The 12,236-nt window shown below is 42.0% G+C and carries 13 protein-coding genes; 9 read left to right on the top strand and 4 right to left on the bottom strand.

What is annotated here, in order from left to right; all coding sequences use genetic code 11:
* Window positions 1–237: 237 nt before the first annotated feature.
* Both queF and queC read right to left on the bottom strand, forming a co-directional pair.
* Window positions 238–705, bottom strand: a complete 468-nt coding sequence (gene queF, locus B5F77_RS14765) for a preQ(1) synthase (RefSeq protein WP_087332139.1) — start codon at window positions 703–705, stop codon at window positions 238–240.
* Between the two features lie 3 nt (window positions 706–708).
* Window positions 709–1,374, bottom strand: coding sequence for a 7-cyano-7-deazaguanine synthase QueC (gene queC / locus B5F77_RS14770; protein WP_087332155.1), 666 nt, complete (start codon window positions 1,372–1,374; stop codon window positions 709–711).
* A gap of 140 nt (window positions 1,375–1,514) precedes the next feature.
* Between queC and B5F77_RS14775 the strand changes: the two genes are divergently transcribed.
* Window positions 1,515–1,832 carry a type II toxin-antitoxin system RelE/ParE family toxin gene (locus B5F77_RS14775; RefSeq protein ID WP_087332141.1) on the top strand — a complete coding sequence of 106 codons (318 nt, stop codon included), beginning with the start codon at window positions 1,515–1,517 and terminating at the stop codon, window positions 1,830–1,832.
* Window positions 1,798–1,974 (top strand): hypothetical protein, encoded by a 177-nt coding sequence (locus B5F77_RS15795; protein WP_162608016.1) that lies wholly within the window; start codon window positions 1,798–1,800, stop codon window positions 1,972–1,974. The genes B5F77_RS14775 and B5F77_RS15795 overlap by 35 nt, the downstream gene beginning before the upstream one ends.
* Window positions 1,975–2,128: 154 nt before the next feature.
* On the opposite strand, the gene B5F77_RS14780 is transcribed toward B5F77_RS15795, so the two are convergent.
* Both B5F77_RS14780 and B5F77_RS14785 read right to left on the bottom strand, forming a co-directional pair.
* Window positions 2,129–3,664: a DUF3987 domain-containing protein gene (locus B5F77_RS14780; RefSeq protein WP_087332143.1), complete on the bottom strand. Its 1,536-nt coding sequence runs from the start codon at window positions 3,662–3,664 to the stop codon at window positions 2,129–2,131.
* Window positions 3,665–3,760: 96 nt separating this feature from the next.
* The gene (locus B5F77_RS14785) at window positions 3,761–3,985 is read right to left on the bottom strand and encodes a DUF4248 domain-containing protein (RefSeq protein WP_087332145.1); all 225 of its coding nucleotides are present in this window, start codon (window positions 3,983–3,985) and stop codon (window positions 3,761–3,763) included.
* A gap of 1,013 nt (window positions 3,986–4,998) precedes the next feature.
* On the opposite strand from B5F77_RS14785, the gene B5F77_RS14790 reads away from it, so the two are divergent.
* The 7 genes from B5F77_RS14790 to B5F77_RS14815 all read left to right on the top strand — a co-directional run.
* Complete coding sequence (locus tag B5F77_RS14790; RefSeq protein WP_162608017.1) at window positions 4,999–6,111, top strand: DUF2971 domain-containing protein; 1,113 nt, start codon at window positions 4,999–5,001, stop codon at window positions 6,109–6,111.
* Between the two features lie 6 nt (window positions 6,112–6,117).
* Entirely contained in the window at window positions 6,118–8,142 is a 2,025-nt protein-coding gene (locus B5F77_RS14795) for a site-specific DNA-methyltransferase (RefSeq protein ID WP_087332149.1), read from the top strand.
* A gap of 18 nt (window positions 8,143–8,160) precedes the next feature.
* Window positions 8,161–8,283 carry a hypothetical protein gene (locus tag B5F77_RS16115; RefSeq protein ID WP_255377055.1) on the top strand — a complete coding sequence of 41 codons (123 nt, stop codon included), beginning with the start codon at window positions 8,161–8,163 and terminating at the stop codon, window positions 8,281–8,283.
* A gap of 3 nt (window positions 8,284–8,286) precedes the next feature.
* Complete coding sequence (locus tag B5F77_RS14800) at window positions 8,287–11,040, top strand: DEAD/DEAH box helicase family protein (RefSeq protein ID WP_239446387.1); 2,754 nt, start codon at window positions 8,287–8,289, stop codon at window positions 11,038–11,040.
* 338 nt (window positions 11,041–11,378) lie between these two features.
* Window positions 11,379–11,606, top strand: coding sequence for a nucleotidyltransferase domain-containing protein (locus B5F77_RS14805; RefSeq protein ID WP_087332151.1), 228 nt, complete (start codon window positions 11,379–11,381; stop codon window positions 11,604–11,606).
* 10 nt (window positions 11,607–11,616) lie between these two features.
* Entirely contained in the window at window positions 11,617–11,814 is a 198-nt protein-coding gene (locus B5F77_RS14810; protein ID WP_087332153.1) for a hypothetical protein, read from the top strand.
* 61 nt (window positions 11,815–11,875) lie between these two features.
* Window positions 11,876–12,236 (top strand): hypothetical protein (locus B5F77_RS14815; protein WP_204244992.1); only part of this gene is annotated, 361 nt, incomplete at its 3' end.

Below are 12,236 nucleotides of genomic sequence, written 5' to 3' on the forward strand. Positions count from 1 at the left end.
CCTGAGAGTCTTGACAACACAATAGTTCACCTCTTTTTCTTGGTTAACCTTTATTGATATAAAGATAAACATTCTTCTTCATTTATTATTTTGCGCAAATCTAAAGGATAACACGGATTAGACAGATAACCACAGATTTATTTAATTATAAATCAATAAAAAAGAATCTGTGGTCATCGGTTAAATCTGCGTCATCTTGTGTGCCATTTTCTATTTTGACACCCCCTCTCGTGTGCTTTATTTCAGGTTGTGATGGAACAGCCGCTCCTCGGCCAGGCGTTCGTACTTCGTCCCCGGTCGCCCGTAATTGCAATAGGGATAGATGCTGATGCCTCCGCGCGGCGTAAAGATACCGGTCACTTCGATATACTTCGGGTCCATCAGGCGGATGAGGTCTTTCATGATTTTATTCACGCAATCCTCATGGAAATCGCCGTGGTTCCGATAGCTGAAGAGATAGAGTTTGAGGCTCTTGCTCTCGACCATCTTCACGTCGGGAATGTAATCGATGTAAATCGTGGCAAAATCCGGCTGGCCCGTGATGGGGCAGAGGCTGGTGAACTCCGGACAATTGAAACGTACCCAATAGTCGTTCTCCGGATGTTTGTTGGTGAATGCCTCCAACACCTCCGGCGCATAATCCTGGCGGTAAACCGTCTGGCTCCCCAGCGCGTGCAATTCGTTTTCTTCCTTTCGCGTATCCATTACTTACTTATTTCTTCTCGATAAATAACTATCCAATCCGGCTTTCCTTAGCTTGCAGGCAGGGCAATGTCCGCACCCGTCAGCCAGGACGCCGTTATAACAAGTGAGCGTTTGCGTGCGTACCAAATCGAATACGCCCAGTTCGTCGGCCAGTTCCCATACTTCGCTCTTGTCGCGGTCCATCAGCGGCGTATGCAAGACAAACTGCTCGTCCATCGCGAGGTTCAATGTCACGTTCAACGAACGGATAAACGTATCGCGACAATCGGGATAACCGCTGTAATCCGCCTCTGAAACGCCCGTCACTAAATGATAAATCCCTTTGCTCCGCGCGAGGATGGCGGCAAACGTAAGGAACACCATGTTCCGCCCTGGCACAAACGTATTGGGGTAGGAATCGGCGGGTTTCTCTTCGTCCATCTTGATTTGGTTGTTAATCAAGGAACAATTCGGGTCCAACTGGCTGATAAGCGACACGTCCAGCACCTGAAACGGTACATTCGCGCCCTCGGCAATCCGGCGGGCCACTTCTACTTCAAGCGCATGTTTCTGCCCATAGGTAAAACATACGGCTTCTACTTCGGCGAAATGCTTCTTCGCCCAAAACAGGCAGGTCGTTGAATCCTGACCTCCTGAAAAACAGACCATAGCTGCGTTTCTCTTTTTCATAAATCCTTGTTTTTTATACGTGGTTTTCAAGCACACGTGAAAATTCGGGACAAAAGTACAAAATTTTTTCCGTTCCGAAGAGGAGGGTTGACAATAAAACCCTATCTTTGCCCCTGTATTTAACTGTGAATTTTTACGTCATGAAAACAATAATTGCGTACAAAAATTATTTCGATGATTTCTTGGAAGAATTATCTATACAAGAAGAAAGAAAAGTTTTGACAGCTTTGGATTTACTAACCAAAGATGAACCAATACCGACACATTATGTGAAATACATCAGAGAAGGGATATATGAATTCCGTATCTTTTTCATTTATGATGGGAATAATATCGTCGTGTTGTTTAACGCGTTTAAGAAAAAAACGCAACGGACACCGGAAAGAGAAATAAAAAAAGCAATAAGATTAAAGGATGAATATTATGAAGCTAAAAGAAATCAGGAAAGACATTTATGATGTCAGTTCTTATTTGGACGAAGTACTGGGCAAAGAGGGGTCGCCCGAACGCGAACGGAACCGCCAATTGGCATGGGAGGAATATGAGGCGCAAGTACGTGCCGATGTCCGCCGAAAGGAGCTCTTAAAAACAGATGAATAATTCCCCCCAATAAATTAGGTACGGATTCCCTCCATTCATCGCCTTCTGTTTTTGGCCGAAAAGCAGATGAGATGGCGGAATCCGTACCCTCAAAATGGACTAAAAGGTCAAAAAGGACTTTTGAGCTTATGAGCCCAAAAGTCCAAAAGTTCAATTAGAATGGTAATTCATCATCTATAGATGAAGTCGGATTCGGTTCCATAAAAGGCGGTGCCGCTGGTGGAACAACCTCTGGTTCCTTTGGTTGGACCGGAGCTTCCTCCCCAGCCTCACACTTCAGGTAAACACCATGGCTTTCCCTCTTGAGCAACCCAACTGTAAGCCACTGTTCCAGGAGGCGTTTGAGCGTGCTTTCCGAAATGTTCTTACCGTAGTGCTCATGGGCCGCTGCTGTGGCTTCCTTCTTGGTGAACCTCGCCGGAAGATTCTGGAAAAATTGCCGGTGGACTTCCTTCCTGCCCGTATACCCCTCCTGTATGTCCTCGGGGAGGATGTCGCTAGCCTGGATAGACCCAGCCATAAGGTAATCAGCCCAGCTCAACACCCACTCAACGATATCCTGGGTAATGGGGTACCGTTCTCCCGCGAAGCGTTCCTCATACGCACGGAGCCCGGCTATCACCATACACAGGCGGAGCAGGATGCTGCGCATACGGCGGGTGATAGCGATATAGGCCTCGTCTGCGTAGGGCAGTAGCATTTCTTCCATGGAACGGATGTAGTCGTCGAAGAGGCTGCGGACCTCGGGGACCATCTGCAGGCGGAGCTTCTTCTTATGGAAGTAGTTGACGAGGCGGGTTACTTCTGGAACCACATTTGTTTCCCAAAAATCAAAATCCTTATCCTCCGTATCGTCGAAATCCGCTAATCCTTGGTACTTCCGGAACTTCATGAAAACAAACATTATACGAGAAAGTAAACCATCCTCCTTGTTTACAAGGAATCGTACCAATTGGGCTTGTGTTCCACTTAAGATAAGGGATAACCGAGGACATTGCACTTCTACATCTCCATGGGAATGCGTATGGCTGCTAAGAGGTTCGAACTCAAACGCTTTTCGAAGTTCCGGAGAGATTTTGCCATAATCCTGTTTGTTCGTATTGCTGGCACTATCCAACTCTGTATCGAACAAAAGCGTAACGGCAGGAGCATTATCAGCCAAAGTCTGTATCAATTTGCTTAGAGAAATCGTAGCCGAAATACGCAAGTGCTTTGTTGGCACCACGGTAGGTTCCTCTCCGCAATTGCACGGCTGTTCTGGATCTTTGCACGACTTTATGCACTTATCCCAAACCCGATGTTTCTGCATGGAATCTTTATGCAAATTATGATATTCTGCTCCTATTATATGAGCGTAAATATCAAACACCTGATGAGATATTTTGATAATCGATTTTCCACTAGCCGCCGCAGCAACCACAAAAAGATACAGGTTTGGATAAATTGTCTCATTCCTTTTTACGGAAAAAGAGACATCTTCCATCATAGCTCCAAACGAAGTTAATAATGAAAGAGATAAAACAGACTGGAGTTCGTCATCGTCTTTCGGAGTATAATGCTCCAAAATCCGTAACCAAATAGAGTTCTCCAATCCCTTAATGGACTTTTGAACTTTTGACCTTTCGGCCTGCTCAAGGAAGTTTTGCAACTCCTCTGATTTTTGTAAATTGAAAATTGAATTTTCTCTCATGATAAATAGAATTATATGTTAAATATTTAATCAAATTAAGTCCCTACCCATTCTCCCATAAGTACTTACTTATCCGGAGACGGGCAGGTACTTGTTTCAGGGTTCGCCGATATAATCGACGATGGTTTTCACTTGCAACGGAGTCAATACCCGTTGACCTTTCCGCCATCCCACCACTTTCAATGCTTGCGGAAGAGCCGGATTCACATTCACCCATGCCGTGAGCCGCTTCGCAGCTGATTCGGGCGTCAAATCAGGTGCGTACAGGATGGCCAATTCTTGCCAGCCATAAGCTCTTGTTTTGAAAATAACATTTTTCATTATGTAATGAAATTTATTACTCAAAGGTAAGAAAGGGATTTCAATACCGCCAAATGGGCATAGGTAATATTTAATGAAATAGCCCCAAAGTCCGTTTTAGCGCAAATCGATTAAAGATAATCAAGTGCAGTTCTCCCTCTTAAATCGGGTATTTTTGGTCTTATATAGTTGATATTTAATGAGATAGTTTCGGGATGCAGAAGATTAATCCTTATTGGTCGTTTTTTGGTCTTTAATCGCTCGGAGAGAATATTGGCAATTCTCAAATCAATTTAGAAGTATCGAATGTGATAACTCCTCCTCAATAGTTATATATATGCTATATTGTTGATATTTAATAACATAGCTATTTTATACAAATGAGTGGACTCGTTCATTGTCTTACTCAGAAGTATCCAAGATCAGTATATTTGAATCTAAATGATTGGTTATCAGTGAGATTAATTAATGTGTCATCTTCGTTCAAGAAAGCGATTTTTGTTAATGTATCTATGTAAGCAGATGTATTTTTACGTCGTTCATTTTAAATGACAGAATCTCTTAGCAGGGGGAGATGGCATCGCCTCGAAGGAATCTCGCTAAAAAATCCCCCCATTAAATCTCCCCTTTCTGTTGCATTCTTATACGAAACTTCGTACATTTGTAGCGTCTCCCGACGAACCACGCCGATTTTGGTATGGGCAGGGGAGGCGGACATATTGAAAGGCGTTTACTTGACGCTTTAGTTTTGACGCTAAGAAATCTGGCAGTTTCGAATCCGGTCAAAAACAAAGCAACGGTGAATGCTCTCGGGGTGTATTATGTACAGCCATTCGTATATCTTGTTGCCACAAGGCATCAAGGTAGAGGTTGTATTATATAACATCGGCGTGGGGCTTTCGCGTTGCTCGTTTCGACTGGATGGGCGATGCCAGAGCCTCTTAGCGTGGAACGAGCGACAGAGTACAGTTCCCACGCTTTTTTATTGTTTAATCTTTTCCGGAGGGGAGCAGGGAGAGGAAGAAAGTGTAAAGATGGAAATAGATTTGACTTTAAACTATCCCAAACGCATATACAAATTTTATTCACTTACAGATTATAATGTTGAAGCATTCTTAAATCATTATTTTTTCTTGAGCCATCCATTTCATTTGAATGATTTAATGGATGGGGAATCCTATACCATTGATATGAGGCATGTTGAGTCTGATGTTTATCATAGATTAAGGAAACAAATATTGGAATATGTGCCGGTTTTTGTCGAACAAAAAATGTATGATCATTTAGATCCATATACAGATAAAAAACGTATATGGTTACAAAGTGCTATTATGGCAAGTTTTTTTAGTTATGGTGGAATTGTTTCTTTAGCTAATGATAATCGATTTAGTGAACTAATGTGGTCTCACTATACACAAGAAACGGGTTTCATGTTAGAATTTGACGTAGAGACTTTATTGCGTAGTGTAGCATTTCATCCACATAATAATGTTAGATTCAAGAAATGCTATTTTCAAAAAGTACAATATAAGAACCATCCATTAAGTATCAGTTGTTTGAGATATCCCAATATAGAGATAATAAACTTATTCAATGCAACTCAAAAGAATAAAGAATGGCAGTATGAGAAAGAATGGAGATTAATTATGACATCATATCGTTACTTAGGATTACCTAAATCCATTTATACAGATGATCCTGTAGTCACTGACGTTAGCGAAAGGAAATTGTTTTATTCTTCTGATGCTATTAAGCGCATTTATTTAGGTAAGAAATTTTGGACAATACAGAATATAAAAAAGGAAATTAAAATTGGTGATAATGTTCGTGAATATATAGTTAATGATGAGGTGATTCTCTTTATTCATGAACTCTGCAAGTATAAAGACAAGGTTTATATGTCTGGTGCTTGTGATTGTGCTGCGTATAAATTGGGTACAAGTCATCCAATATATAATTGTATAACACAAAAAAGCGAGTTTGAACCTGAATATTATTATCTAACCCGATCTTTTGAAAAGATTAGAAATATCTCGGTTGATAAGAATATAGTTTCTGTTGTGTATGACGGAATACCTAGAACTCAAAATGAAGATTTTGATGATGTGATTTCTGATTGTAATCGAATAAATTTTAAAATAAGATAATATATCATGCCCACAAAATCCCTTATAGAAGAACTCCCTAAAATCGTTAAGCAGGGAAAAGAGGAAGCGCAACGCATTATGGAGCGTTTGAGCAGCAGTACCCGTATCGGGTTACAGACAAATGAATTGGTGTTACCGTCGAAAGATACCTCCGGTTTGTGGAAGGGGCGGAACGAGCAGATGATTAATAAGGATTGGATGAACCGCCTGATTTATGGCGACAACCTTCTTGCCATGCAAGCCCTGTTAGCCGGAGATGAGGCAACCGGTCTGCCCTCGCTGCGTGGTAAGGTGGATTTGATTTATATAGACCCGCCCTTTGATAGCAAGGCGGATTATCGTACAAAGATTAATCTGCCGGGTATCGACATTGAGCAGAAACCAACCGTTATCGAGCAGTTCGCCTACTCGGATACATGGCAGGATGGGACGGTTTCTTATTTGAAAATGTTGTACCCTCGTTTGGTGTTGATGCGAGAATTGCTTTCGGATAAGGGGAGTATTTATGTGCATATTGATTGGCATGTGGGGCATTATGTGAAGACTTTGATGGATGAGGTTTTTGGAAAAGAGAACTTTATAAATGAAGTTATTTGGCAAGGGGCTATTGGGGATACTTCTTCAAAAAATAAAAAGTTTATAAAATCTCATGATTCAATTTACTTTTATAGAAAGAATGCATTAAACCAAGTTTGGAATGATATTTTCCAAGAATATGATGAGGGCACACATGAACATTATAAATGGAGAGACGAGAAGGGTTATTATGGAAAAAATCCGGTAGATAATCCAGGAGGTGGAGGTTATATTTATAGTTTAGGATTTGGTGAAAAAATGCCAAAAAATGGGTATCGTATGCCAAAAGAGACAGCACTACAATGGTTAAAAAATGGATGTTTGATAGTTGAAGAAGGTAAAGTCCCGGTAAAAAAAGTATATAAACAAGAAGATGGAACGAGATGTAGAGATGTGTGGGTTGATATAGCTTCTGCTCGTGGTAAGCAATTAGTAGGTTACGCCACCCAAAAACCAGAAGCCCTTCTCGAACGCATCATCAAAGCCTCCTCCAACGATGGTGATTTCGTTTGCGATTTCTTTGGCGGAAGCGGGACGACGGCTGCCGTTGCGGAACGGTTGGGACGCCGTTGGATTACGACGGACATCGGGAAGCCGGCTATCTTGGTGATGCGCAAGCGGTTTATCGACCAAGAGGTAAAACCGTTCCTCTATCAATGTATCGGTGATTACCAGAAAGAGGCGTTCAGCGGCAACAAACAATACCGACGGGTGGGCGATTTGAGCCAGATTGTGATGCAACTTTATGGCGCCATTCCGTTTCCTGCCGAGCAATTGAATGACCGAAACTGGGGCTATGTCAAAAGCAGCCGTACATTGGTTTATGTGGACAGTCCGAATAAAATGACCGGAGCGGCAACCATCCGCAAGGCAAAAGAGGCGAAAGGTTCGCTCTTAGGCGGAGGCTGGAGCAAAGTGGTCGTGCTGGCGTGGAACTTCGCGTTCGACATTTCGGCCGCCATGCAGCAGTATAAGGAGGATGTAGAGGTGTTGGTGATTCCGCCCGACCTGCTGGACAAACTTTCGAAAAAGGGATATGACAAACTGATTCGTGAAGGCTCGGTGCGCTTCAGTACGTTGCAATACCTGACTGTCCGTCCCATCGAGGTAAAACCCTACAGCGAACAGGAGGAAATCACCGTCCGGTTGGACAACTATGTGCTGCTTTCGCCCGACAATATCCCGCTGGACGACAAGGATAAACCGAAATTGCAGCAGATTATGGAGCGGGATCCGCTCGCGCTTATCGAATATTGGAGCGTGGATCCGGACTACGACGGCGAGACCTTCCGCAGCAAGTGGCAAGATTATCGGGAGAACACGGCAAACGACAGCGACCCGCTGCATTGCGTTTATCAAGCCAAATTGATTGTTCCCCGCAAAGAGCGGCGGACGGTTTGCGTGAAGGCGGTCGATGTATTTGGACAAGAGAGCATAGTAACAGAAACAATTTAATCTAAGAAACGAAAGACGATGCGAAACGATATATCCTTAGAATTGGCCTATGAGCTAACAGGGCAAGTACAGGAAGCCTTCGAGAATGGCAGTATGTTGGAGGCCGTCACACCAGTTACACAAGACTTGTTAAAGTATTGATTTATGGAACCCTATACGGAGGAGCGCAGTAAGAATTTCCATATCGGGCAGAAGCAGAGTATATTGAATATCATCTACCTGCACGAGGTATTGGGCATTCATTCCGTACAGGAAATTTACGAGAAGGTTGCTCCAGACTTGTTGTCGGAATGTAATTTGAAAGAGTTCACGAAAACGAAATACCAGATACCGAAATATGCCGTGAAGATGGCGACCGGTACGGGCAAGACGTGGGTGATGCACGCCTTATTACTTTGGCAAATGCTAAACGCACGCCACGAAGAGGAACGGAGTGGACGCTATACACAAAACTTCCTGATTGTTGCACCCGGCCTGATTGTCTATGACCGCCTGAAAGATGCCTATTGCGGACGAATGAAAGAAAACGGAAGCGAACGGGATATATTCACGAACGACCTCTACCAACATAAAGAGCTTTTCGTTCCGCCTGTTTATCAAGATGAAGTATTCTCATTTATCCAAAACAATGTGGTGACAAAAGAGGATGGTATCGGGCGGAAAGTAACAGGTAGTGGACTGATTGCCCTCACCAATTGGCACCTGTTCCTTTCGGATGAAGAGGAAGAAAATGCAGAGCCAGATTCCCCTCCCAGCATCATCAAAGACATATTGCCTATCCGTCCCGGTACAGCAGGAGGTAATGCGTTAGACAGTTTAGACCGGCATTACCTGCGAGGCAACGAATTGGAATATTTAGCCGACTTACCTGATTTGATGGTCATTAACGACGAGGCGCATCATATCCACGAACATAAGGTACAAGGCGAAATTGAAGAGGTCGAGTGGCAAAAAGGATTAAATAAAATCGCTCAAAACAAAGGAAGTAATTTCTTTCAGATAGACTTCTCGGCTACCCCTTATGATACGGTAGGTTCAGGGAAAAAACAAAGGAAGGTTTATTTCCCACATATCGTGACGGATTTTGATTTGAGTACCGCCATGAAAAAAGGATTAGTCAAGACTTTGCTCTTAGACCGCAGACAGGAATTAACCGATTTAAGCAACTTGGATTACAACGCTGTACGCGACGGGAGAAAAGTGGTAAGCCTGAGCGACGGACAACGGTTAATGCTCCGTGCCGGTTTGCGGAAATTGCAAATCTTGGAAGAAGGATTTACCCGGCTCGATACAAATAAACATCCCAAAATGATGGTGATTTGTGAAGATACCAATGTAACTCCTTTCGTCGAATCCTTTCTGAAAGAAGAGGGACTGGATACAGAAGATCTGTTGCGTATCGACAGCAATGCCAAAGGAGAGGTAAAAGAAAAGGATTGGTTGCAAATAAAAGAGCGGTTGTTTAATATTGACCGGTATAAATCTCCCAAGGTGATTATCTCCGTGTTGATGCTGCGTGAAGGATTTGACGTAAATAATATTTGCGTTATTGTCCCCTTACGTTCCACAAAATCGGCTATCCTATTGGAGCAGACCATCGGACGCGGATTACGTTTAATGTGGAGAGAACCGGAATACCAAGAGGAAAAGCAAGAAAACCGTTCTTTAGTTTTGCAACAAAAGAAAGCACCCAAATCCTATCTGGATATGCTGTCTATCATTGAGCATCCTGCATTCCTCCAATTCTATAAAGACTTGATGGATGAAGGATTGGCTGGTATTGATGAAAATGATTTATCCAACAACTCCAAAGTCATTGGCGACTTGATAGAAGTAGGATTGAAAGAGAATTACAAAGATTATGATTTATTCTGGCCACTCATCATTAAAGAACAAGAAGAAGAAATAGAGCCATCTGTCATAGACATCAATAAACTGGCTCCATTTACCGATTTTACTTATGAGCAATTACAAAGTATTTTAGCAAAGCCGGGCGAATCGTTCATCTCACATGATGTATTGGTCGGAACCCAATTCGGGAAATATGAAGTAAAAGCCGATTTATGCAATGCGCAGAGTTATAATGAATATTTACAGAAAATACTGCGCATCGTAACTACCCGTTTTGACAAAGTCGGAAGAAATAGTTCCCGACAATTGCCAACAATGCAAATCAACCAATACGAGATAATCCGAACGATAGATACCTATATTCGAACGAAATTATTTTCCAGACCTTTCAATCCATTTGAAAATTATAACTGGAAAATACTGTTGCATCATGAAGGCATTGCGACGCAACACATCGTGCGGGAAATCACAAAAGCTGTCTATTATATGCAAGAACAAATCAATGTAACGGAAGCTATTGTCGAAAAGATTTTCTTCTCGTCTGTCCCAACGTTAAAGGTACGTGAAAACTATGCGTTGGATTTGGAAAAGACTATTTATGAAAAAATAGGGTATCCATCTAACAAAGGAGAATATGAAAAGGCCTTTATGGAGTTCCTTGATTTGGATACAGAAGTAAATAGCTTTATTAAAATCAATGAGAATCAGCATCGTTTCGCTTCTATCTATTATATTCGACAAGACGGGTTATTAGCAACTTACCATCCGGATTTCATGGTTTGTACATCCACGCATATTTACATTATCGAAACGAAAGGGCAGGAACAAGTACAAAATAAAAATGTCCGGCAAAAACAATTGGCTACTATTGAATGGTGCAAGAAAATCAATCAACTTCGCCCACAATATCGCATGAATCGAACATGGGAATATGTTTTATTAGGAGAAAACAATTTCTATAGTTTACAACGAAATGGTGCATCGCTTAGTGAGATGTGCGAATTACACAAAGTATCAGAAAGTGCAGCGAAAGGAACATTATTTTAAATTAAAGATATATACATAAATATATAGGCAACAAATTGAACAATTGGAAATCCCCGCAAAATTCCCTATTTTTGCGGAGAAATCAGTTAGAAATAAATTGAAAATAAAGACTTTTACGAACGAATAAAACGACTATAGCAATGGGATTCTTTAAACAAAAGTGGTTCGGGAATTGTAAGAAATCCACCCCGAAAGAAAAAAGTAAGAAAGCAGCCCCTACAAGTTCTTTTTGGTATAGAGGGGACGATTTGTTTGATGATATAGAAACGAAGGACGACAAGGAAAAGGGTTCGAATAAGCTGTATAAGCTATATTGAGTTTTGAAGCAAAGTTTCGGCATGCATTCCTTGCGTCTGTTCGGTTCTGTAGCAAGAGGTGAACATCAAGCAGGTAGCGATGTAGATGTATGTGTAGAGATGGAACCGAATCTCTATCGTCTAATCTCCTTGAAACAGAGACTGGAAGCATTGCAGAAATGTCCGGTAGATGTCGTGCGGGTCAATCGGAATATGAGCCCGTTCTTAAAAAGTGAAATTGAAAAAGATGGGGTCTATGTTATTTCCTAAACAGGCTAAGATGGCAACAAAATCATACAAACAGACAGAACCCACGGGAATGCAAGCGGAAGAACCGGTAGTAGCTTATAGTCAATCAGTTTATACACTAACAGATAGTGAGCGAAAACTCATCATGCGTTCCGAAGAAGATATTCAAGCTGGACGTGTCTATACGCAGGCGGAAGTAGATAAAATGGTAGAAGGATGGCTATATTAGGAAAAGAAAAAGGTTGCAAGACTCAAAAGCATTTTGTAGTTTTGCGCCAAACAAATTCATTATGAAAGCAAAAGAACCGACCGCTGCTTATTATACACCTTCGATGGTTCATGCTTTGCAGCGTAGCATTGCCAATCGTATTTCTCACGAAACAGATCCGGAAAAGCTCTCCGAGATTAGCCGGATATTGGATGCCCCTTCCGAAAAAGAAAGTTTCGAAGCGCGTTATCAAAAAGCGAAGGAGTTTGCCTACAAGCATTTTGACAAGGAATATATCCAATTGCTTGAAGCCCGGAACTTTTTAGTGGATGAGCCGTTTCCTCTTCGGAATTACACCGATGAGGAATGGGAAAAAGAATTGGAACGGGCTGAAGAGGCAGGAGATGCCACGGATGAGGAAGTTGCTAAAATGTATTCAATAT

The sequence above is a fragment of the Parabacteroides sp. An277 genome, assembly GCF_002159645.1.
Classification (GTDB): domain Bacteria; phylum Bacteroidota; class Bacteroidia; order Bacteroidales; family Tannerellaceae; genus Parabacteroides.